Annotated in this window: 20 protein-coding genes and 1 tRNA gene; 3 read left to right on the top strand and 18 right to left on the bottom strand. The window is 48.7% G+C overall.

From position 1 onward, the window contains the following. Positions 1 to 6 precede the first annotated feature (6 nt). The 7 genes from JSQ97_RS05330 to JSQ97_RS05300 all read right to left on the bottom strand — a co-directional run bounded on the left by JSQ97_RS05330 (position 7) and on the right by JSQ97_RS05300 (position 6,692). The gene (locus JSQ97_RS05330) at positions 7 to 1,011 is read right to left on the bottom strand and encodes a LacI family DNA-binding transcriptional regulator (RefSeq protein ID WP_205075102.1); all 1,005 of its coding nucleotides are present in this window, start codon (positions 1,009 to 1,011) and stop codon (positions 7 to 9) included. Between the two features lie 86 nt (positions 1,012 to 1,097). After that, complete coding sequence (locus tag JSQ97_RS05325; RefSeq protein WP_205075101.1) at positions 1,098 to 2,597, bottom strand: FAD-dependent oxidoreductase; 1,500 nt, start codon at positions 2,595 to 2,597, stop codon at positions 1,098 to 1,100. A 56-nt stretch (positions 2,598 to 2,653) separates the two neighbouring features. Further along, on the bottom strand, positions 2,654 to 3,931 hold the full coding sequence (locus JSQ97_RS05320; RefSeq protein WP_205075100.1) for an ABC transporter substrate-binding protein: 1,278 nt from the start codon (positions 3,929 to 3,931) through the stop codon (positions 2,654 to 2,656). 75 nt (positions 3,932 to 4,006) lie between these two features. Next, entirely contained in the window at positions 4,007 to 4,657 is a 651-nt protein-coding gene (locus JSQ97_RS05315; protein ID WP_205075099.1) for a carbohydrate ABC transporter permease, read from the bottom strand. Positions 4,658 to 4,855: 198 nt separating this feature from the next. Next, the gene (locus tag JSQ97_RS05310) at positions 4,856 to 5,743 is read right to left on the bottom strand and encodes a carbohydrate ABC transporter permease (RefSeq protein ID WP_205075098.1); all 888 of its coding nucleotides are present in this window, start codon (positions 5,741 to 5,743) and stop codon (positions 4,856 to 4,858) included. Between the two features lie 288 nt (positions 5,744 to 6,031). Further along, positions 6,032 to 6,616, bottom strand: a complete 585-nt coding sequence (locus JSQ97_RS05305; protein ID WP_205075097.1) for an HAD family hydrolase — start codon at positions 6,614 to 6,616, stop codon at positions 6,032 to 6,034. 4 nt (positions 6,617 to 6,620) lie between these two features. Then, positions 6,621 to 6,692: transfer RNA gene (locus tag JSQ97_RS05300), tRNA-Glu, on the bottom strand. Positions 6,693 to 6,808: 116 nt separating this feature from the next. On the opposite strand from JSQ97_RS05300, the gene JSQ97_RS05295 reads away from it, so the two are divergent. Continuing rightward, positions 6,809 to 7,828, top strand: coding sequence for a hypothetical protein (locus JSQ97_RS05295; RefSeq protein ID WP_205075096.1), 1,020 nt, complete (start codon positions 6,809 to 6,811; stop codon positions 7,826 to 7,828). 62 nt (positions 7,829 to 7,890) lie between these two features. Here JSQ97_RS05295 and truA read toward each other — a convergent pair whose 3' ends face one another. From truA to metG, 10 genes are all read right to left on the bottom strand, one after another. Continuing rightward, positions 7,891 to 8,682 carry a tRNA pseudouridine(38-40) synthase TruA gene (truA, locus tag JSQ97_RS05290; RefSeq protein ID WP_205075095.1) on the bottom strand — a complete coding sequence of 264 codons (792 nt, stop codon included), beginning with the start codon at positions 8,680 to 8,682 and terminating at the stop codon, positions 7,891 to 7,893. A gap of 8 nt (positions 8,683 to 8,690) precedes the next feature. Further along, positions 8,691 to 9,575, bottom strand: a complete 885-nt coding sequence (locus JSQ97_RS05285) for a DUF2225 domain-containing protein (protein WP_205075094.1) — start codon at positions 9,573 to 9,575, stop codon at positions 8,691 to 8,693. Between the two features lie 32 nt (positions 9,576 to 9,607). Next, positions 9,608 to 9,982: a holo-ACP synthase gene (gene acpS / locus JSQ97_RS05280; RefSeq protein WP_205075093.1), complete on the bottom strand. Its 375-nt coding sequence runs from the start codon at positions 9,980 to 9,982 to the stop codon at positions 9,608 to 9,610. Next, positions 9,979 to 10,950: a CdaR family protein gene (locus JSQ97_RS05275; protein WP_205075092.1), complete on the bottom strand. Its 972-nt coding sequence runs from the start codon at positions 10,948 to 10,950 to the stop codon at positions 9,979 to 9,981. Before JSQ97_RS05275 ends, acpS begins: the two co-directional genes overlap by 4 nt. Further along, positions 10,928 to 11,743 carry a diadenylate cyclase CdaA gene (cdaA, locus tag JSQ97_RS05270; RefSeq protein ID WP_187384615.1) on the bottom strand — a complete coding sequence of 272 codons (816 nt, stop codon included), beginning with the start codon at positions 11,741 to 11,743 and terminating at the stop codon, positions 10,928 to 10,930. The genes JSQ97_RS05275 and cdaA overlap by 23 nt, the downstream gene beginning before the upstream one ends. A 37-nt stretch (positions 11,744 to 11,780) precedes the next feature. Continuing rightward, positions 11,781 to 12,596, bottom strand: a complete 816-nt coding sequence (folP, locus tag JSQ97_RS05265) for a dihydropteroate synthase (RefSeq protein WP_205075091.1) — start codon at positions 12,594 to 12,596, stop codon at positions 11,781 to 11,783. A 13-nt stretch (positions 12,597 to 12,609) separates the two neighbouring features. After that, positions 12,610 to 14,526, bottom strand: a complete 1,917-nt coding sequence (dxs, locus tag JSQ97_RS05260; RefSeq protein ID WP_205075139.1) for a 1-deoxy-D-xylulose-5-phosphate synthase — start codon at positions 14,524 to 14,526, stop codon at positions 12,610 to 12,612. A gap of 334 nt (positions 14,527 to 14,860) precedes the next feature. Continuing rightward, positions 14,861 to 15,787 carry a ribonuclease Z gene (locus tag JSQ97_RS05255; RefSeq protein ID WP_205075090.1) on the bottom strand — a complete coding sequence of 309 codons (927 nt, stop codon included), beginning with the start codon at positions 15,785 to 15,787 and terminating at the stop codon, positions 14,861 to 14,863. After that, the gene (locus tag JSQ97_RS05250; RefSeq protein WP_205075089.1) at positions 15,784 to 16,947 is read right to left on the bottom strand and encodes a lipid II:glycine glycyltransferase FemX; all 1,164 of its coding nucleotides are present in this window, start codon (positions 16,945 to 16,947) and stop codon (positions 15,784 to 15,786) included. Before JSQ97_RS05250 ends, JSQ97_RS05255 begins: the two co-directional genes overlap by 4 nt. A gap of 3 nt (positions 16,948 to 16,950) precedes the next feature. Next, complete coding sequence (metG, locus tag JSQ97_RS05245; protein ID WP_205075088.1) at positions 16,951 to 19,269, bottom strand: methionine--tRNA ligase; 2,319 nt, start codon at positions 19,267 to 19,269, stop codon at positions 16,951 to 16,953. Positions 19,270 to 19,381: 112 nt separating this feature from the next. Between metG and pepF the strand changes: the two genes are divergently transcribed. Both pepF and add read left to right on the top strand, forming a co-directional pair. Next, positions 19,382 to 21,184 (top strand): oligoendopeptidase F, encoded by a 1,803-nt coding sequence (pepF, locus tag JSQ97_RS05240; protein WP_205075087.1) that lies wholly within the window; start codon positions 19,382 to 19,384, stop codon positions 21,182 to 21,184. Positions 21,185 to 21,245: 61 nt separating this feature from the next. Next, entirely contained in the window at positions 21,246 to 22,277 is a 1,032-nt protein-coding gene (gene add / locus JSQ97_RS05235) for an adenosine deaminase (RefSeq protein WP_187384621.1), read from the top strand. 489 nt (positions 22,278 to 22,766) lie between these two features. Here add and JSQ97_RS05230 read toward each other — a convergent pair whose 3' ends face one another. Beyond that, positions 22,767 to 22,982: a hypothetical protein gene (locus JSQ97_RS05230; RefSeq protein ID WP_016521345.1), complete on the bottom strand. Its 216-nt coding sequence runs from the start codon at positions 22,980 to 22,982 to the stop codon at positions 22,767 to 22,769. Between the last annotated feature and the right edge of the window lie 193 nt (positions 22,983 to 23,175).

The following is a 23,175-nucleotide window of genomic DNA, read 5'->3' as shown; positions in this document are numbered from 1 at the left end:
CAACGATTATGCTGTCCCGCGCACTATCAGTGTACATGGAAATAAATGGCGCCCCGCATTTTGAACGCGTGCATCATCCGCAGCATTGATATATCGAAACGCGCACTGTATCATCTCCTCAATCGGTAATTGCATCGTCGTCAAATTATAACTTGCCCAACAGCTTTGCTCAATGTTATCAACACCGATAATCGAAATATCGGTCGGTATGTTGTATTGCGATGTATACTTCAATTCATCCAATAAGCCTAAAGCCATCAGATCGTTTGCTGCAAATACGGCAAGCGGCAATTCGATTTTTTTATTTAAAAGCGCCATTGCAGCTTGTTTACCGCTTATATATGTATAGTCGCCTTTTAACTGGATCAATGAGCGAATGCCCCATTCACAGAGCCTATCCTTAAATCCTCTCCTGCGATTAATACTGCTTGGTTTTACATCTGCTCCGGCTACATAACAGTAGGATTTGTATCTATTCTGACGTATAAAATAGTCGGCAACCATACGCCCGCAAGAAACATCATCGCTCGCAACGGAACAATAATTGCCCGAAGCGCTTTGCCGGTTTATCATAACGACGGGAATCGTCGCAGGTATCTCTTTTTCCAATAATTGCTGCGACAGAATTGCAGAAGCTATAACCAGACCGTCTACTCTGAAACTCCTCGCCTCCTGAAGAAGCATTTCAACATTTTCATTTGCACAAGGATTAAAAAGCAGCACCTTTTTCCCCGACTCCGCAAGTTTTTCTGCAAGCCGATACACAAACGAAACGTAAAAAGGATTTTCAAAGTCTTCAATTACCGCACCGATGATATTCGTTTTCCGGGATACGAGCGATTTCGCTATAGCGTTAGGAATATAATGACATCGGCGGGCAACCGCCATTATCCGCCGTTTAGTTTCCGGATCGACTTTTTCAGGATTATTAAACGCACGAGAAACGGTAGCCTGAGACACACCGACAAGTTTCGCTACTTCCACAGATGTAATCGATTTTGAATTTTTCAATCTAAACCACCTGCGGAATTGTACCATATTTTAAAAAACGAAACCACCGTTTCGGTGATTTCGTTTTTATCAATTTTCGATTCCGATTATTCGAATTGAGAAAGAATTTCCGGTTTTGTAATCAAATTTCCTCGGTGTGCTTGTATATATTTTTTTACGATTTCATGCGCGCGTCTTTTTTCCTCAAGCATTTTTTCTTCATCGCGAAATACGGAAGCGCCAAACGAAATAAGTTTTTTTTGTACCGCTTCCGCATCGAGCTGCCGCGGCTGTATATGCCGGAAAGCACAAAGGGCTGCTGCGGTTCCCGCCGCCTGTCCGATCCCCATAATGCCGCCTTGCGTACGATACGAACCGTGCGCTTCGCTTGTCCCCGATATGCACCTGCCCGACAACAACATACCGTCAATATGTCTGGGAACAAGACAGCGATACGGAATATCATAGGTATCTTTGAGCGGTTGCCATACGCTTCCCTTTCCGTATCCGGAACCGCCGTCAGGATTATGAAGATCGATCGGAAAATAGCCTCTGCTCACGACATCTTTGAATTTCCGCCCCTCCGCTGCATCTTCTCCGGTAAGCGTATAGCATCCTTCTATGTGGCGTGATTCACGTACGCCTATCGATGCATTAGTAACGCTTACAAACGCATTCTCAAAGCCGGGTACATATTTGATCATGAATTCGGAAACGGAATCTATTTGATTCCGCCCGTCTATTTCCTGTTTTGTAAGTCCCTCGGCAGAAAGAGAATCTCCTCCGCAAATTCTCGTAGAATTAAAATGAACTGTTCCGGGGTGTATTCCGTTTAACAACAATATGGAATCTCGTCCGAATAAAAGATCGCGATTTTCAACCGCTTTTTTGACGAGGCTTTTAAATCCCTGCGCAACAAAAAAATGTTGATCAAAGCGACGGGAAAATTCTCTCATCGGAACGCAATCCGTATAAAATTCGAAATCGCTTATATTATTTTTTATGTACGAAAACACCGCATCGGTATCAACATTGGCCATTTCGAACATTGCCGATGAAGGCGATACACGATGCATCTGCTCGTCGCCGATACTGTAATTTTCACCCGCCCGAAATGCAATGTCGCCGTCTCCCGTCGCATCGACGACGATTGACGCACGGATGCATTGTTTTAAACCGTCTTTTGCAACCGTCACCACACCTTTTACGATGTCATTTTCACGCATCACGTCATCAATAAACGAGTGATAGAGTATATCGACACCGCATTCGCCGAGCATCTTTGCCGCAACATATTTATATTTTTCACGATCATAAAAACCCAGCGAATCGCCGCTACCGAACGGATCGATCGTTTTTAGATGACCGGTGCTGCCGTTCTCTTTTATCAAGCGATCGATAAAATCCTGCGGTATTCCGTTGATTACCTGTTCGTCCTTAAAATGAAAAGGTGAAATCGGACCGAGGACGCTTGCCGTCGCAGCCCCTCCTAAAAATCCGTTTTTTTCAATAAGCAACGTATCGGCTCCGCATTTCCCGGAAGCGAGCGCCGACATAATTCCGGCGGGACCGCCGCCGACCACTATAACATCATAAAACTGTTTCATTGTACTCCGACAGCGATTTGCACGCTATGCATCATGCAAACCGCTGCTCCTCCGTTTTATTTTGCATTGTACCATTTCGCTACGCTGTCGAGCTGAGCTTTAGCATCTGCTCCCTGAAATACGACTTTTTGAACAGCCTGAGCAAGGCGCGACGATAATTCCGAATAATCGGCGGGAAAGAATACAATTGCCCCCGTTTTCGCGTATTCACTCCACATCTGCATATCCTTGTATGTCGGAATACTTTGAACCTGTTTGTCGTTATACACATCGGTTCTGACGGGAAGACAATTTGCCTTAACCCATTTTGTTTGATTTTCGATGGAATAAAACGATTTTATAAAATCAAATGCCATATCGGGATTTTGTGCATGAGCGCCGATAGCAAGCGTTTGTCCTGCTACGTATGCAGGAGCAGGTGCAGATACATCTACCCCCGGTATAGGTGCACAGGCAAATTTGCTTACGAGATTCGATTTTCGTATAGCAGAAGCGCGCTGTGTCGCAACGTTTCCGGCATAAATCGTACCGCTTTTATACCCATCAACGAGATCGTCATAAACCATACTCATCGCCGTATTGTTCATCGTTCCCGCTTTGACGAGCGACGCAATGTATCGTACAACTTTTACTCCCGCATCGGAATTAAACGCAGCTTTTCCGTTCTTATCGAGCAATTCTCCCCCTGCGCTTCGGAGCCAAGGAATAAAGGTTTCCATGAGTCCCGCACCGTTTCCTCCTTCACCCAATGCGAGCGCAAAGCCGAGTCCGTTTTTATCCGAAGCAGCCGATCCGAGTGTTCTCAGAGTTTCCCATGAATCCGGGGCTTTCGCATATACGTCGGTTCGATACCAAAGCACAGTAACGCGACTTTCCCACGGCAATGAATAGATATTTCCATCACCCTGGGTAAGCTTTTGCGCAGTATGAATATAATCGGGCATCGATGAAATAAACGTTAACGCATATTTTGTCATCGGTCGTACGGTACCGGCTTCCATATGCGTCCTAAGTTGATCTGAAAACACATTGAGGATATCCGGACCTGTACCGCTTGCCGCAGCTTGGATCACCTGCGACTCGAATCTGCTCCAGTGGATACTTTCAACGATCACTTTATTACCGTATGCATTCGTCGCGTTATAGGTATCGACAATATCTTTCAACACGACACTTCGCGGATCTTCCGTCGATGTCGGATCGAGAAAAATCCAAAATTTCATCGTTATTCCCGTTTTGCCTGTCGAAGCAGCATTAGAATCGTTTTGTCCACTTGCAAACGCAAATGCACAAAAAGCCGTTACAATAAAAAATACAGCATAAATCCGCTTCATAAAGACCTCCTTCATCTTATGAATATCGATTTTATTTTTATACATTTCATATTACAATGCAGTCTATGTCGGTGCTTAGCCCTTCACCGCACCGGCTGCCATCCCCTCGACGAACTTGCGTTGCAATAAAATAAATAAAACGATAATCGGCAATATGGAAATTATCACGGCAGCCATTAACTGACCCCATTGAATACCGTATTGAGAAATATACTGATACAATCCGACCGATAGCATGCGTATTTCATTCTTTGTAGTAAATGAAAATGAAACAAGAAAATCGTTCCACACGTAGACGGCAGAAAGAAGCGCTGCAGAAACAATACCGGGCTGTGAAATCGGAAGCGCTAACGCATAAAATGCTTTCGGTTTCGAACAACCGTCTATGATGCCGGCTTCAATTATCTCTTTCGGCAATTCCTTAAAAAAACCCTGCAGAATCCACGTAAGTACGGGAGCGCGCCATGCCGTATAAATGATTATCAATATAATTCGCGTATTATATAAGCCGACTTTGACAGTCATAAGGTATAACGGCACAAGCAGAGCGACGGGAGGAATCATGGCAGTCATGAGGATGATAAACAGCATCGATTTTTTTCCCCGTATATCAAAATGCATGAGTGCAAAAGCCGCGTGAGCGGCGACCGCCGTCATGATAACGATACCGATCAGTGTAACGAAAACGCTATTGATAAAATAACGAAAAAAATCGGATTGAAACACAACCTTAAAATAATTACTCCACGTAATACTCAACGGGAAAAAACGAGGAGGCCAAACAGCAACTTCTTCATCCGGCTTTAGCGAAGTAAAAAAAGCCCACAATACGGGAAATAAAGCTATAAGAGCCACCACACACAGAACGAATACGGTTAGAATAGTGAAATACGGAATTTTGCGGACGATCGATTTTTTCATAATCTAATTATCTCTCTTGCTCAGCAATCTGATATATCCGAGGCTGAACGCTATATTTAAAAGAAAGATTATCACGCTATAGGAGGAAGCCACCCCCAAATGCCAAAAGTCAAAACCGTTTCTAAAAGTTGCAACGCTCAGTGTCTGTGTTGCATTTAACGGGCCTCCCGCCGTCAACACATAGATGAGCGTCACCATATTAAAATATTCCATACTTTGCATGACAAGCGCCGTGATAAGCGTCGATTTGATCATCGGCAGCGTGATAGCCGTATATGTTTTCAAAGCAGGAACACCGTCTATCATCGCCGCTTCGTAAATTTCTTTCGGAATACTTTGGAGCGCTGCAAGTGTCAGAATGATTACAACCGGCAACGTATTCCATACATTTGCAATAATCACTATAAACATCGATTGCGCGGCATCGCTGAATACATCAAGTTTATTTCCGGTAATAAGCATATGAATATACGAAACGGGGCCATAATTACCGTTCAGTATCCATTTCCACAACAGTGCGGTCACTGTCTGCGATAAAACCCATGGGATAACGATAAAAGTTCGAAAAATACCTCTCAGCGCAATCTTTTTATTGAGCAGTGTCCCGATAATAACGCCTAACGGCATCACAAGCGCTAAAGAGCCAAGTACATACACGATTGAAATTCTTATACTGCTGCGCCCTTCCGGCGTCCCTATTATTTGTTTATAATTTTCCAATCCGATAAATTGCTTGATTTGAGCGTATTGTGTTGCATAAAAGCTCGTACGGATTGCGGATACGATCGGTATAAGAGTGACCGCTACGATCAGCACAAATACCGGAAACAGAAAAAGCAATGCATAAAAAGCATCCGTATTGCGTTTCGTTTTACGAACTCCAAAAAGCATAAAACACCGCCTTTATATGAATACGTATACATTATACATCAAAAATATGCCATGTCAAGCGATTTTTCTATATTTTTATAGGTTTTTTCTTATAATAATGCAAACGTATTCATATTTATATTTCCTTGTATTACAATAGATTACACAATTTAATACAAAGATATTGACCAGCTATAAAAAGATAAAAACAGTAATTATTCCATTATTCAAAATAATATGGGATAAAAAACGATCGTAAATAAGGATATAGACGTTGGATTAAAAATATTTTCGGCTGTCCATCGAAAGCTACAGCACGATGCTTCGAAGCTTATCGAGAGCCGCCCACGAAAACTCGTCGCGGAACAAAAAGCCGCGCATACCCGCTTTTTCGGCGCCTTCGATATTCGCTTTCGTATCGTCGATAAAAAGCGCACGAGAAGCTTCGACGCCTTCGGCGCGCAAAATATAATCGAAAAAACGCACGTCGGGTTTTGCAAGCCCCATACGCTGAGAAAGATAGCAGCGGTCGAAATGCGACTCAAGCGAAGCGCACGCGTTCATCTTTTGCCAATGCCCCTCGCAAGTATTGGAGCCGCACACAACCCTCTTTCCGCGCGAACGAAGTTCGTCAACGAGCGCAAGAACAGGTGCGTTCGGATAAGGCGTAAAAAGATCGACGAGGGGATCGGCATCGGAATCGACGCCGAATTTTTCGGATGCAGCCTTCCACCACTCCTTTGTCGTCATGACGCCTTCCATGAGCGGAATATCCGAACGCATATATTCGGCATAGACGTCGGCTTCGTTGAGATGATAGTGTAAAGCGATTTTTCCTATCGTTTGAAAATTGAAAATACAAACGCCACCGAGATCGAAAACGATTATATCCATGAATCATCTCCTAGCAGAATTGAACTGCTGTTGTCGGGATGAAAACCCGATGTCCTAACCACTAGACGAAGGAGACATACGGCACCTGCCGTTTTGAAACTATAGCATACTCGGACACAACGTGTCAATATGCCGCTTGTATTTTGCATATATACGAAGTATACTGAACAAAATCTTACTTGGGAGGATTTTATGACAATACGCAAATTTTTAAAATCGCTTTCCGTATTCGCGGCGGCATCCCTTTTATCGACCGCCTCCGTGTTCGGAGCGAGCGCGGATATCGGCAAAGCGTTCGAATCTTTTACGGACAAAATGACGGAAGTGCTTCCCGAAACGACGACGCAGCTCGGAGTTTGGTCGGACGCATATATCGGAAAACTCTTCCCGTCCGTGCCGCCGCATTTCGGTATCGGCCTTACGGTCGCCGGTACGTTTATAAAGACAAAAGAATTTTCATCGGTTGCCGAAACGATCGTCAACGAAATCAACGGTGCTGCCGCAGGCGCATCGCAGGACTTCAATTTTTCGATCCCGAATGCTATCCCCTTTCCCGCTTATTCGGTAAATGCGCGTTTGGGCGGCATCATCCTTCCGTTCGATGTCGGCCTGTACGGTTCATACCTGAAAATCAATTCGCTGAAGTTCGAAGATTTTACCGGCGCGATCACGTACTATTCGTTCGGCGGCGATATCCGCTATGCCGTTATGAAAGGAAGCACCCTGCTTCCGAAAATATCCGTCGGCGCGGGTTACATATACACGCACATGGCGCTCGGTGTAAAAGGTTCGTCGACATACGACGGAATGGTCGGCTCCATACAACATGCAAGCGTTACAGCAAATACGGAGATGAATACGAAATTCGACCTGCACACGCTTTTTGTACAGGCGCAGGTTTCGAAAAAATTCTTTATCCTGACGCCCTATGCCGGTATGCGCGCCTATGTTACGGCGTCGAAAAGTCATTACGATTATGCGTATGCTTCGACATACGAAGTCGGAGGAGTGCCGCAGGGTAACGTCCATAACGGAAGCGGAGGCGAAGCGCACGATTACAATTCGAAGGGTTTTGCATGGGGGAAAATCCAGCCGCAGCTCTATGCGGGTCTGGGCTTGAACATTTTCTTTTTCGACTGCACCCTCGGCGGCTGCTGGAATCCGCGAAACAATCTGTGGAGCGCAAACGTAAGCGCACGCTTTAAGCTGTAAAATCGACCGTTTATAATTATTAATTATTAAAAAAGGCACTGCCGTTTCGGTCGTGCCTTTTTTTAAGCGTGTCGCCTCTGTCCGTCGAATTTGACTTCGTGCAAAAACAATCCCTGCGGGGGAGCGGTTATGCCGGCCTTCCTCCGATCCTTCTCTTCGATGATTTTTTTGAGCGCATCGTCGGAAGCTCCTTTTTTTTCGAGCTGCAAAAGCGTGCCGCAGATCGTACGCACCATCTTCCACAAAAACGCATTCGCTTCTATTTCGAATACGACGAGGGAACCGTACGGAAACGCGCTCTCAATAAAAAATCCCACACGCTCGATATAGCGATTTGTCGAAAGGCTTACATCCCCCGAAGCGGCAAAAGACGCACAGTCGAGTTCCCCCGAAAGGCATGCGGCAAGCGCATTGAGCTTTTTCACATCGGGCATTCTGAAAAGCGGCCATACGTAACGCGAAAGATGCGCCGGAGGCGTGCCCGACGCGAACATACAATAGCGGTACACCCTGCTCGTCGCACTGTAGCGCGCGTTGAACTTTTCATCGACCGAAGATGCGCTCATAACGCGCACATCGGGTGGCAGCATATTGTTGATTATTAAAGGATATTTTTCGATAGGGATCGAATCGATCGGTGAAAAAAAATTCGCCGCTTGGGCGAGCGCATGCACTCCGCTGTCGGTGCGACCCGATCCGTAAAGCGTGATATGGGTGCCGTGCAGTTTTGCAAGCGCTTCTTCGAGGACGGCCTGCACCGTGCGCACGCTCTTTCCCGCATTGCTTCCGTCCTGCCGCTGCCATCCGCAAAAGTCCGTACCGTCATAGGAAAGGGTCAATAAAATATTGCGCACCGGCTCCCCTAAATATTGTCATCGCGCACTTCAGCCGAAAGTTTATCGTAGAGATCGCGCGACTTTTCGAGGAGAGGGCCGGGCTTCGCCTTAGACGATTTTCCGAGACCGAAGATGCGCGCGATCGCCGTTTTCGACTGGCTCAATTTTTTGAGTCGGAGCTGCTGATCGTCCGTCTGCCCGTATTTGTATTCGAGCAATCCGCACAGGTAGATGACTCCGTCCCAGCCGTAATTTTTATCCATGTCGGGACCGCAGTTTGCAAGCGTCGAGCTTTTTTCGACGCGGTTCATTTCGTTCAGAACAGCCTGTTCATAAAAAAACGTGGCCTTTTGATAAAACACTTTCGACATATAATCGTAATTGTGACCGGGACAGCGTTCGTTCAATTCTCCGGAGAGCCACGCAAGACGCAGCGAAAGGATCGCGCGCTTCATGGTCGGAAGCAGCTCAACATTCGCATCCTCGTAGGTGAGCAGCGCAAGGTAATACATTGCGCAGCCGTCGAAAAGGGAGCGCTGACGGTGCAGATCGAAATACGGAAAGACGGTGTTGACCGCCTGTTTCCGCTTTTCCGAATGGGAATATATTTTTTCGATTGCGTCTTTGTTTTTGATGTCTTTAAAATCCGACCACAGCATCGCCGTAAAACAGTTGGGGCACGCGCCGATATCGTAGATGAGAGGGTAGATGCGACCGTAGCGTTTCGACGGTTCGAAGATGCGGTGCAGTTCGTCGGTGAGTTTTCCGGCTATCATTCTGCCCTGCCCCGAAAGCATGATTTCCCGGTCGAACTCTTTGCGGCACACGGGACACAGGCATTTGTCTTTCGACCAATACGAAAGCGCAATTTTCTTTTTATCGGATTCCTTTTTTACGCCTTGAATCGTCATACTCCAACCTTTGCATGCATCATACGATAATTCTACACTTCAATGACGACAAATGCAACAGCATATTCCTTTTCGTGGCTGAGCGATACGGATATGCGCGCGCACGATCCGCACCGCATTTCGACGAGGGCGGCAGCGCGGCCTTCGAGACGGAGTTCGGGCTTGCCTTCTGCATCGTGTTCGACATACACTTCGCCGAGTTCGAAACCCGCAACGCCCGTTCCGAGCGCTTTCGAAAATGCTTCTTTGACGGAAAAACGCGATGCGTAGTGTTCCTGCAGTTTTTGGCGGGAACCGGAAGTTTTTATTTCGCGTTTATTGAAAAAGCGTTCGATCAAATCGGGATTTTCGACCCACTTTGCAAAGCGGCGCACGTCGGCTATGTCGGTTCCGATACCGTAGATCATCGGCCGGCGCTCTCCGACTGAGTTTCGCGGCGCACTCTTACCGCAACGTTCACCGTTTCCGCGCTTTGATTTTCTATTTGAAAATACGACGGAAGCGTAATGTGTACGGGTAAATCGTAGGTGCCGACCTTATCGATCGCGCTGCAGTCGGCATATACGGCGCTTTCCGAAAGTTCATAATCTTCGAGCGTCGGCACGGTTCCTGCGACGTCGAAACTTATCTTCGGAGATTCTCCTTCGGCTTCGAGCGCTTCGGGCAAAAACAAAAGGCGCACCGGCACATCGGTAAACTTTTTTACGAGCGGTTCTTCCGCAACATCGACGTGCACGGTATAGGATTTTGCGGGGTTTATCGCGAGGAGCGAATTGATGTTTTGCAGCGACGCTTCAAACGTTTTCGGAGAAGTAAGGGCGGTCACGTCGATCGCGGACGTATACACCTGCTTCGTTTCGTCGACGGCTCTGCGCGGTCCCACAATTTCGACCGTCGCCGGTTCCACAGACATTTTGGTAACGGCATAGCCGTGGGGCACTTCGCCTGAAAGAGAGGGGGCGACAGACACGTATTTCAGCGTCTTTTCTTCGAGGCGCATGGATACCGATTCGGGATTCAATTTTATTTCAAAGGGATCCATGAGCAAAAGTTTCGGCGACAAGTGCACGGACACGGGAACCGAAAAGCTCCCTTCCTTTTCGTATTTCGTCAAATCGATCGTCGCCGTAAAATCGCTCTGCAGCGTTTCCGCAATATTTTCAGCCGTCGATCGTACCGTTATGCGCACATATTCGGGATAATCGCTCATCGGATACATACCTCCGTCGGCGACAACTTTTAACGGGACGGTATACGTTTTCCGATCGAGGATCGATGTGATGTGTACGACATAGAGTCCGAGCGCGAGGCCGAAGCAAATCACTTTTGCCTGCCAATTTTCCGTGAGCTTTTCAAACAGCTGCTTTGTTTTCATCTATCGTATCCTCTACCTGATATGCGTCGGGCGTAATTTCGAGAAGGTTTTCGAGAATCTTCGTCAGCTCCGTCATCGTCAAATCGTAGTGCAGCTTCGAATCGTATGCGAGGCTTATCGCTCCCGTCTCTTCGGACACGACGAGCACGACTGCATCGGAAACTTCCGAAAGGCCGAGGGCGGCGCGGTGACGCGTACCGAAAGTTTTTTTAATATCATACTGTTCACTCAGCGGCAAAAAACAGCCTGCGGCGAGGAGCTTTCCGCCGAGCACAAAACAGGCGCCGTCGTGGAGAGGCGTATCCATGCCGAAAATCGTCACGAGCAGGCTCGACGAAAGGTCGGCGTTGAGCTTTGTACCGGTATTGAGGATATCGTCCATCTTCGTATGCCGCTCGAATACGACGAGCATACCCCGCTTTTGCTTCGACAGTATCTCCGCCGCGATCAAAACGGAATCGACATAAGTGTGCTTTGAACGACTGCCGAAAGCGAACCACCTGCTCTGCCCGAGCTTTAAAAAGAGTTTCCGCATTTCCGGCTGAAACACGATCGCAAAGGCGATGAGAAAGCCGGGTCCCATGACGTTTAAAATCCACTGCAGCGTTTCGAGATGCAAAAAAATGGAAGCGGCATAGGCCAAGCCGACGATGACGGCGGCGCGGATGATCTGCATGCCGTTCGTTTTGACGATGAGCCGGTACGCCTTATACAGGATAAACGTGAGGATACCGATATCGAGGATGAGCCTGATATAATCGTATGCCGCACGCAAACTGTCCAACGATTTCAATGTAATCCTCCATACTTTTATTTCAAAAACCCGATATTCAATCTAATGCTTTCATCACGCGAAGCGAATCGAAAGCGGCTCCGACGTCGTGCACGCGGATGATGGACGCACCATTCATGACGGCGATCATATCCGCCGCAATCGTACCGCAGAGCCGATCTTCGGCGCGCTTCCTCGTCATCTCGCCGATGCAGGTTTTCCGCGACAGCGCCATGAGAACGGGATAAGAGCCGCCGCAAAGCTTTCCGCAGTTTTTAATAAGAATGCGATTCGCTTCGAAATCTTTGCCGAAACCGATTCCCGGATCGACGATGATTTTATTCGGCTCGATGCCTCGTGAAAGCGCATACGAAACGCGAGAGTCAAGGTACGCGTCCACTTCCCGAAATACATCGCGGTACGACGTATCGTTTTGCATTATAGCAGGAATTCCGCGTTTGTGCATCAGTATGACGGGGATCCCCTTTTCGGCGGCAAAGGACGCGATGCCCTCGTCGTCTTCGAGCGCGGAAACGTCGTTTAAAATATCCGCGCCTTCCGAAAGGGCCGCTTCGATCACTTTTTTTTTCCGAGTATCGACTGAAATCGCTACGGGCGATGCTGAGCGAATTTTTTTTATCACAGGAATGATGCGCCGTATCTCTTCTTCCGCCGACACGTATGCCGCCCCCGGCCTTGTCGATTCCCCGCCTATGTCGATGATGTCGGCTCCTTCATCGATGAGCTTTAACGCAAGCGCTTCGTCTCCTCTGCTCCCTTCCCAAAACGAATCGGGCGTCGCATTTACGATGCCCATGACAAAAGCGCACTCATCCGTTTTAATAATTCCGTCTTTGAGAAAAAGCGTTTTCACCGGTTGTACCCCTTTAGGCGTTTCGACTTTCGGCGAAGTACAGTGCCGCCTTTGCAATGTCTTCGCTCGACATATGCGCATCCCGGCAGATTTCGGATCGTGTTCCCTGCGAATAAAATCGATTTTCAAACGCCTTTATCGCAACATTTCGCATGCCGCGTTTTACCAAGATTCCTTCCAGATACGAAGCGATACCGCCGGTCGAAACTCCGTCTTCAACGATGACCGCTCCGTCATAAGAAGAGGCGATGCGCGCAAAATACTCTTCATCTATAGGCTTAATAAAACGGAGCGCGTAGATATCGGCATATATACCCTTCATCAAAAGCGATCGCGATGCGACGAGCGTTTCCGCGTACATTCCGCCCGTACACACAAAGAGCGTGCGGAAAAAAGTTCCCGCTTTTTTTTCTTCGAATTCCGCCGCTTGCAAAGGTGCGATATCCGCTGCCGAAACGATGACGCCCCTGCCCTCTTCGACCGCGGAAGAAAAAGATACCTGCTCGGAAGGGCACGAGAGCTTCGGATAGCGGATCACCGTCGCACCGTCCGCCTCGACGGCAAAAGAAAGACAGCGTTTCAAATCTTCGGCGCTCGCGGGACACAATATACGAAGATGAGGGATCGGGCGCAAAAGAGCGATATCGAACAAGCCCTGATGCGTTTCCCCGTCTCCGGGAACGGCTCCTGAGCGGTCGAGCATAAAAACGGCATGAACGCCCTGCAGCGCGATATCGTGGATCATTTGATCGATCGCCCGCTGGATAAAGGTCGAATAGATGCATACGACCGGCACGAGACCGCCCCGCGCGAGAGCGCCTGCAAAGGTAACGGCGTGTTCTTCTGCGATACCGACGTCGAAAAAGCGCTTCGGATAACGGCGGGCAAAAGCGCTCAATCCCGTGCCCTTCGCCATGGCGGCCGTCACCGCGACGATCTTTTCGTTCGTTTCGGCAAGCGAAAGGAGGGCATCGCTGAACGATTGGGTAAAACTCACTTCATCGAATTTTTCGACCGTGCCGTCGGATATGAGAAAGGGACCGATGCCGTGAAAGCGCTCCGGATTGTCTTCGGCGGGACTGTAACCCTTGCCCTTTTTCGTTACGACGTGGACGACGACCGGACGCGGAAGTTTTTCGACGCGGCGGAACACGCTCTCAAGCGTCTGTTCGTCGTGACCGTTCAAGGGGCCTACGTATTCGAATCCCAAATCGACAAACAAATTGTTCGTCAAAAACATGCCCTTGAGGGCGCGTTTAAAGCGGAACGCGAGCTTTTCAAGTTTTTTATTAAAATACGGCACGCGGTCGATAAAGCGGTCGATTTTATAGCGGACGGTTTGATACTGGGCTGACATCGTCATCCGCGAAAGATAGCGCGAAATGGATCCCGTATTGTGATCGATCGACATCTGATTGTCGTTGAGCACGACGATGAGATTTTTTGCAAGCTGTCCCGCGTGCGACAACGCTTCAAAAGCCATCCCCCCCGTAAGCGCTCCGTCGCCGATGACAGCGACAACCTTTCCGCTTTTGTTTTGAATGCTCCTTGAAACGAGGAGGCCGAGCGCCGAAGAGATCGACGTCGACGCGTGACCCGCGCTGAAAAAATCGTGTTCGCTTTCACCTCTCCGCGTAAACCCCGAAATGCCGCCCGAAAGTCGGAGCGTCGGAAACGAAGCATAGCGACCGGTCAGCAGCTTGTGCGCGTAGCACTGGTGGCTTACATCCCACACGATCGCGTCTTCGGGACTCGAAAACACGCGGTGCAGCGCGATCGTAAGTTCCACGACGCCGAGATTGCTTGCGAGGTGACCTCCGTTTTTGCCGACGACTTCGATAATCGTTTTTCTGATTTCGCGCGCGAGAAAAGGAAGAGCGGACGGCGGAAGTTTTTTAATATCTTGAGGAGAACGTATGCCGGAAAGGATCGTAAAAAACCTCCGTAATTACAAACAAAAAAGACCGCGACGGTTACATGAACACACGCGGCCTATTCACAAAGTCTAAGCAAAAATCACTTGCTCTTGTGTCTGTTTTTCCTGAGCATCTTCTTTCGCTTATGTGTCGCCATCTTTTGACGCTTTCTTTTTTTTCCGCAGGGCACGACATTCTCCTTACATCGAATAGTGTTTTCCAGTATCGCAAAATTCGCGCAGTACGTCAAGAGCGTGACAAAGCCGTACAAAATATTTACTCACAAATATTTTGTGTCGCCATTCGTCGGAAACCGACTATCGAGGAAACCGACCGCCGGCCGCCCCTTTATTCGACATAGGGGATGTCGAAATGCATACGGTCTTTGGTGAGTTCCGCGGCGGGAAAGATCGTCCGCGCTTCGTCGAGCAAAACGGAAAGCTCTCTGTCGGTATAACGCGGGCTGTAGTGGATCATCGCCATGCGCTTCGCGCCGGCGTCGCGCGCGATCGTCGCGGCCTGTTTTGCCGTCATGTGTTTTTTTTCTCTCGCCTGATCGATGAGCGCTTCTTCGAACATACCTTCGCAGATCAAAAGATCGCTTCCGCGCACTTCGTCCGCGATCGACGGTTTATAGAGCGTGTCGGTCACATAACTGAACTTCCTTCCGCTCCGCGAGGGGCCGAGCACTTGATCGGGCGTAACGGTTTTTCCGTCGGAAGCCGTAACGCTCTCGCCTTTTTGCAGTTTTCCCCACAGCGGCCCCATCGGCACTTTGAGCGCTTTCGCTTTTTCGGGACTGAACTCACCCGGTCGATCGAGTTCTTCGAGCGTATAGCCGACGCAGGTTTTCGTGTGCGCGAGCGGAAAAGCCCGGATATAAAACCCTTCCCCTCCGTGCACGACGCAGGGAGCTGTGATCTCTTTTACGACAACGGGATAATTGATAAACATGTCGAGCACTTTGCGGCTCGTTTCGATATATTCGGCGATCTTCGGCGGGCCGTAGATATACAGCGGCTCGGTGCGGTCTACTTGCGAAGAGAGCATCATAATGCCGGGCAGCCCCGTTACGTGATCGGCGTGGGTGTGCGACACGAAAATCGCATTTATCTTTTTCCACTTGAGATTGAGACGCCTGAGCGACACTTGCGTTCCCTCTCCTCCGTCGAATAAAAAGAGCTCTCCTTCGCGGCGCAAAAGCACCGATGTGAGATGGCGGTACGGGAGCGGCATCATTCCGCCGCAGCCCAAAACAAAGGCTTCCATATTCATAAGGCACGACCTGCAAGAATTTTTTTGATGCGTTTATGATAAAACGCTCTCGCGCTTTCGGCAAACGCATAGGGCGCATAGAGCGGCGAAAGCGGAAAATCGAGGGATCCCGGGCGATGCACGATGCGCCCGCCGAATCCCGTTTTAAAAAGATAGAGACCGTACATCGGATGATTTTTATCGTCAGACGGCGGCATACCGTAAAAATCGTAGACGACCGATCCGTAAGATTTCGCATCGCATATCGCAGTCCACTGCAAAAGATAGGCGGGCATGAGGTTTCGTTTGGCGTTTGAAGAAGCGCCGTAGAGATAGACCGCTTCGCTTTTAGAAAAGAGCATGATGATCGACGCGAGGTTTTCCCCTTCGTGCGATGCGATATAGACCGTGATGAGCGGGGCGTCTTTATGTGAAGCGCTCAAAGCGAAAAGGTCTTCATAGTATTTTTTTGCGTGGATCGCAATGCCGTCGCGGCTCGCCGTCGTCTTATAGAGTTCGTAAAAAATATCAAGAGCACGCGAGGCGTCGGAATCAAGCGAGCGAACGTCCGCCTTATCGGTTCGCGCGCGGTATGCGCGGACGACGACGCCCTTTTTTTGTGCAAGGCGGATATTGTAACGCCACTTGCTCCGCATTGCAGAAAGGAGTTCATCTTCCGATTTTGTCAAATCGATAAGCGTCGTATCGGGCGGCTGAATATCGGTTTTCGTTTTGACGATCGCCAGTTTTTCCGAAGCGGCCGCTTGCTTCAGCTCTGCGACAAAAAAATCGCGCGAAGATATCGAATAAAAATCGAGGGCGGGATCGAAGCGTATGCAAAGCGTGTGATTGGGGAGAAAGCCTTTAAGAGACTCTGAAAACTCCGCTAAAAACTGCGCATACGAGGCGGCATCCGCTCGGCAATCGCCTGCAACACCGTTTTGTGTTTCATCGTGCAAAAACGACGGCATCATCGGAATATAGGCGATGGAAAAATATTTTGCAAAGCGCCGCACGAGAACCGAAACGGTAAAAGCACCGCCCTCCGATCGGACATCGAAAAAGAGCGATTTCCAGCCGTGACGGGATTTAAACGCCGCCCAAAACGGCGACTGCAAAAAACGCTCTCCTCCGTCGGCAAGCGAGCGCGGAGAGAGCGGCGCAATCGTAAAAGCAAACACTTGTTATGCTACTCCGCCGTTTACGGTTTTTTCCGTCGTAAGCGCTTTTCCGTCCGCCGTGAGTTTTTTATCCTGAATGACGACCTCGCGGTCATGCACTTTTATTTCGATTTGAAAAAACACATCCGCACTTATCTCTTTTTCTTTTTGTGCCGAAGGATCCTCTCCTTCAAGCACGACCGGAGTGCCGGGAGCCGCCCACGGAGCCGTTACGAGTTCGACGCATTCTTTGCCCGCTTCATCGGTGTAATCCGCCGCAAGGAGCATACCGCGGCTTTCGATCCCGCGCATTTTCCGAGGAGCGAGGTTATCGACGAGGATGATGTGCTTTCCGAGCAATTCGTCTTCTTTTAAATACGGCACGAGCCCGCTTTGAATGACGCGCTCCGTACCGCTTCCGTCGTCGAGGTGTTCTATATAGAGCTTATCCGATTCGGGATTGCGTTCGACGGAAACGATCTTTGCGACTTTGAGCGAAACGAATTTATTAAAATGCGCGCACATGTCGGCTGCGAGGGCAGGCTCTTTTTTTTCGGTCTTTGCCTTTTGCGCACTCGGTTTTCCGAGCGTCCCTTCTTCGCGCGATTTTTGATTGCCCGAAAAACGCTCTTTAAAAGCTTTCATCGTCTTATCGTCCATCGGCGTAAAGTATACGCTCGTCGCTCCTATCTCCGAAAGACCCTCGGTTTTTCCGAGATCGCTCCACCTAAGCGCACCTTCCGGATCGTCCGCTCCGATACGCTTTTCGGTGATCGTTTTACCGAAAAACGAAGCGACTTTTTGCGCATACTGCGGGAGATAGGGCGCCGCCAATATCATCAAATCTTTTATGACATAGCACAGATTGTGTATGAGCTTTGCCGCTTTTTCAGGATCGGTGTTGCGCGTTTTCCACGGCTCGGCCGCTTGGAACGCTTTGTTTCCGATATCGCTTATCGCAAAGATTTCGCGGAATGCGTCTTTGAGATCCGCCCATTCAAGCAGTTCGGTAATTCTCCGCTCCCGCGCTTTTACTTCCGCCCACAGCGCTTCGTCTTCAGGAGCGTCGGGGATTTTGCCGCCGTAGTATTTGTTGACGAACAGCAGCGTGCGGTTTACGAGATTGCCGAGATTTCCGATAAGTTCCGCATTATATTTTTCCTGAAAATCCTTCCATGTAAATTGATAGTCGGATTTTTCCGGACGGTTGTAAAAGATGTAAAACCGCCACGCATCTGCGGGAATACCGCTTTCCTTCGCATCCGTTCCGAATACGCCGACGCCCTTCGACTTCGAAAATTTGCCGTCTTCATAATTTAAAAATTCGGTCGAACTCATGTGAAAGAGCTTTGTCCAATCGCGTCCGCTTCCGAGCAGGCTCGACGGAAAGACGACCGTGTGAAAGGGGATATTGTCTTTGCCGATAAATTGAAAAAGCTCGACGGGTATTTTGGCCGCCGCTTCATCGGATTCGGACGGAAGCCACCAGCTTTTATAGTCGAAGGATTTTTTTCCCGCCGCAGCGAGTTCGTTTGCGAGCTGGAGCGTTATCGAAATATAGCCGATCGGCGCGTCGAACCACACGTAAAAGACTTTGTCTTCGTAGCCTTCTTTCGGCACGGGTATGCCCCATTTCAAATCGCGCGTGATTGCACGCTCGTTTAAGCCGTCTCTTATCCACGCCTTTGTCATTTGAATCGCGTTCGCGCTCCACTTTCCTTCGATACTCGCCTTTTCCATCCATTTTTCGAGACGCCCCTCAATCGCAGGCAAATCGATGTACAAGTGCTTCGTCTCCCGCACTTCGGGGGAAGAACCGCAGGTAGCGCATTTCGCTTTTATTAAATCGGTCGGATCGAGGAGGCTGCCGCAGGTTTCGCACTGATCGCCTCTCGCGTCTTCACTTCCGCATTTGGGACAGGTGCCGCGCACATAACGGTCGGCCAAAAACATATTGCAGTGCGGACAAAAGAGCTGCTTTGTCACGTGCTCTTTGATAAAGCCGTTCGCATCGAGATCGTTAAAAATTTCCTGCGTAACGTCTTTAATCTCTTCGTTCGACGTGCGTCCGAATTTGTCGAAAGCGATGTGAAACCAATCGTATATTTCCGTGTGCAGTTTATAATAGTGATCGCAGAGTTCGCGCGGCGTTTTGCCCTCTTCGAGCGCTTTCGTCTCGGTCGCCGTGCCGTATTCGTCGGTACCGCAGATGTACAGCGTATCGTAGCCCCTGCTTCTGCAAAAGCGTGCAAAGACGTCGGCTGAAAGCATTTGAATGAGATTTCCGAGGTGAGGAACGTTATTGACGTACGGAAGCGCCGATGTGATGAGTTTTCTGTTCATAAGTTTTTATTATAGCCGGAACGGAGGATTTTGTACATTACCCCGCGCACACATGCTCCGCACACGTAAAATCGCGGGTGTAAAAAAAGGCGATATGCGCTATAATAACGGTATGACACAGCATTCAGTTCCGCTTCGAAAAGACGTTCCCTCTTCCGACAGATGGGATTTATCGTCGCTGTTCGCATCCGACGGCGATTGGGAAAAAGCGCTCGCAGAAATCGAAGCGCTCACCGAAAAAGTCGCCGCGTACAAAGGCAGGCTTTCCGAATCCGATAAAACACTGCTTTCGGCACTCAAAGCGTACGAAGCTGCCGACAAAAAACTCGAAGCCGTTTTCAATTACGCGAGCCTGCAGCTCACCGCAGATGAAACCGACTCCGCCGCTCAAAATAAAGAGGGGCGCGCTCGTATGGCGTACACGAAATACCTCGCGGCGACGAGTTTTTTCAATCCCGAAGTCCAATCGATCCCCGATGAAAAGATACGGGCTTGGATGGAAGAAGACGCTTTCCGCGATTACCGCGTCTTTTTGTCGAAACTGCTTCGCATGAAGCGTTATATTTTAAGCGAAAAAGAAGAGCGCATCATGTCGCTGCAAAGCGAAAGCGCATCCGCCGCACACAAAGCTTTTACCGTGTTTACCGACGCGGATCTGCGCTTCGGCACGGTGACAGTCGGCGGAGTAGAAAAACCTTTGACGCAGTCGACGTGGAGCGTGTTTATGGACAATCCCGATCGGAGCGTCCGCGAAAACGCATACAAAAAATTCTACGGCACTTTCGAAGCGTACGAACACACGCTCGCTTCCCTTTATTCGGGAAGCGTCAATCAGGACGTGTTTTCGATGCGCGCGCGAGGCTATGCCACCTGCCTCGAAAAAGCGCTCTATCCCGACAATGTGCCCGTAAGCGTCTACCGCAATCTCATCGACACCGTGCATAAAAATCTTCCCGCGCTCCACGAGTATTACGCGCTCAGAAAAAAAGCGCTCGGTCTTACCGAACTGCGCCACTGGGACGTATACGTGCCGCTCGTCAAAAACGTGCGAACGAACACGAGTTACGAAGAAGCGGTCGAAATATGCCGCGAAGCGCTTTCTCCTCTCGGAAGCGAATACACCGACCGGCTCTGCAGCGGACTTCTCGGCGGCTGGGTCGACCGCTATGAAAACAAAGGAAAGCGCAGCGGCGCGTTTTCAAGCGGCGTATACACGGGAAATCCGTTTATCCTGCTCAACTACAAAGACGACGTCATCCGCGACGTGTTTACGATGGCGCATGAAGGCGGGCATTCGATGCACACGTGGTATTCGGTACACGCGAATCCCTATATGCAGTACAACTACACGATTTTCGAAGCCGAAGTCGCATCGACGTTCAACGAAGAACTCGTGTTTCGCTATCTTTTAAAGCGCGCGGAAACCGACGATATGAAAGCTTATCTCCTCGCAAGCCATGCGGGCGACATACTTGCGACGCTGTACCGCCAAACGATGTTTGCCGAATACGAACTGAAAGCGCACGAATTCGTCGAGGCGGGAGAGCCTCTTTCCGCGGAACTGCTTCGAAAAACCTATCGATCGCTTCTCGAAAAGTATTTCGGAAGCGAAATGCGGTTTGAAACAAACAGCGATATGGAAGGTTTGCGTATCCCGCACTTTTACAGCGCGTTTTACGTATATAAATACGCGACGGGGATTTCGGCATCGCTTGCGCTTGCCGAGCGCGTATTGAACGGAGGCAAAACCGAACGCGACGATTATTTCAGATTTTTGCAATCGGGCGGCTCGCGCTATCCGATAGAATCGCTCAAAATCGCAGGCGTCGACATGAGCGAAAGCAAGCCTGTCGAAGACGCATGCGCCGTATTCCATCGCATCGTAAAAGAGCTTTCCGCCATGCTTAAGATTTAACGAAAATGTGCCGATATATATAAAGTCGGATTTTTCGCGGGAAATCTTACGGAGATTATAATTGAAAGAAACCGAGTTTTACTCTTTTTTGGCAAAGATACCGAAAGCGGAAATACACATCCACCTCGAAGCCGTCATGTCGTTTCGTACGATCGAAAAATTGTACGAGCGGCGCTTCGGAAAAAAGATGAGCGCTGCGGACGAAGCCGAACTCTTTTCATACGATAATCTCAACGGCTTTATCAAAGCCTTTCTCGCCGTACAGGATCTATTTCAATCCGTCTCCGATTTCAAATACGTTTTCGACGACTTCGGAAAGTACCTTGCCAAAAACAATATCGTCTACTGCGAAGCCTTTTTCGCCCCATCCGCGTTTTTAAAAAAAGGATTCGACTACGGTGAAATGATTTCGCTCTTTTCAGAAAAAATCGCCGAGATCAAAGAAAAATACAATATCGTCATAAAACTCCTGCTCGACGTATCGCGCACATTCGGTTGTAACAATGCGATGAAAAATTACGAACTGCTCAAGCAGTATCCGTGCAAAGACATCATCGGCATCGGACTCGGAGGAGCCGAACAAAAGGGTCCCGCAAAAAATTTCGAACCCGTATTTTCGCGCGCGCACGCGGACGGCTTTCACGCAGTCGCACACGCGGGTGAAGACGTCGGTCCCGAATCCGTATGGGACACGATCAAATTTCTCCGCGCCGAACGCATCGGTCACGGCATCACATCGGTACAGGATCCCGAACTCATGGCCTACCTCGCCGAAACACAGCTTCCGCTCGAAGTATGCATTACGAGCAACGTATTTACGAAGCGCTTTATCGATACCGTCGAAAACCATCCGATCCGCCGTATGTATGACGAAAACATCTTCGTTACCGTAAACACCGACGATCCGCTCTTTTTCAAAACGACGCTCATCGAAGAATATTGGAAATGTTATAAGAAGCTGCACTTTACGCTTCCTGAAATCAAGCGCCTCATCTGCAACGGCTTCAACGCGTCATTCCTTTCCGATACCGCAAAAAAATCCTACATCCGCGAAGTAAACGCCGCGTGGAAAGAGTTCGCACCCGCAGAGTAAGATACGATTAATAATTATTAAATCGAATGTCGGTGAACGAAGCTATGATTCTTTTGTCCGGTTCTCTTTATCACAAAAACCGATTTTAGCGTTTTTTCAGGGGGTTCCCCGCCTCAGGCGGGTCGGGCTATCCGCTCCAATCGTCTTCGGCAATTTCCGCTTCTATCCCTAACCGGTATGCGGGCAGTAGAACAAACTGTATCTGTACGACCAATTCTCACCGCGCGCCGTTCGCCGCTTATTGCGCGGCTTCCATCGAAAAAGGCAATGTCAGGTTGAAGCAGGTGTTAGGCGTTCTTTTCTATACAAAAACTATATCTTAATCTACACCAAAGCCAAATCAGGAATAAACTGAAAGTCTTTGATATTCGTAATAAGTAATAGAAGACATTCCCAAACCCAGTCCTTTGTCTTGCTCAAGTTTTTGCTGAACTTCGGTTTTTCCACGAAGATAGTCTATAAGAACGCAAGTATCACAAAGATAAATCATTAAGAACGACCCCAAGACTTGCTTCTTATTTCCTCAACAGAAAGATGCCTGTCTTTCCACAAACCGAAAACCGCATTAAAGTCTGAGAATTCTCTTTTATGAGTTTTTACGGGTCTGTGTAAAGTCCGTACTATCTTATCAAGTAATTTAATTTTCTCAGTATAAGAAAGCATATCAACTTGTGCTGAAAGTTGCTTAAAAGCTAATTCCGACATAGGTACCTCTCATAATGCGACGTTTGCCGAAAGGCAAACTCGGCAGATAAACAGTGAGGCTGAATTTCTGCCGAACTGTTTATCACACCTTCCATCTATTTTTCATAGTATACAATATTTTATAAAAAAATCATCTCTCAATCATTAAAACCAACACATAATTTCATATAACTTAATGTTTACTATTTTTAAG

Origin of the sequence: Treponema sp. Marseille-Q4523, from assembly GCF_016901105.1 — a bacterium.
Classification (GTDB): Bacteria; Spirochaetota; Spirochaetia; order Treponematales; family Treponemataceae; genus Treponema_D.
The sequence above is the reverse complement of the archived record's forward strand: the minus strand, read 5'-3'. Positions and strand labels throughout refer to the sequence as shown.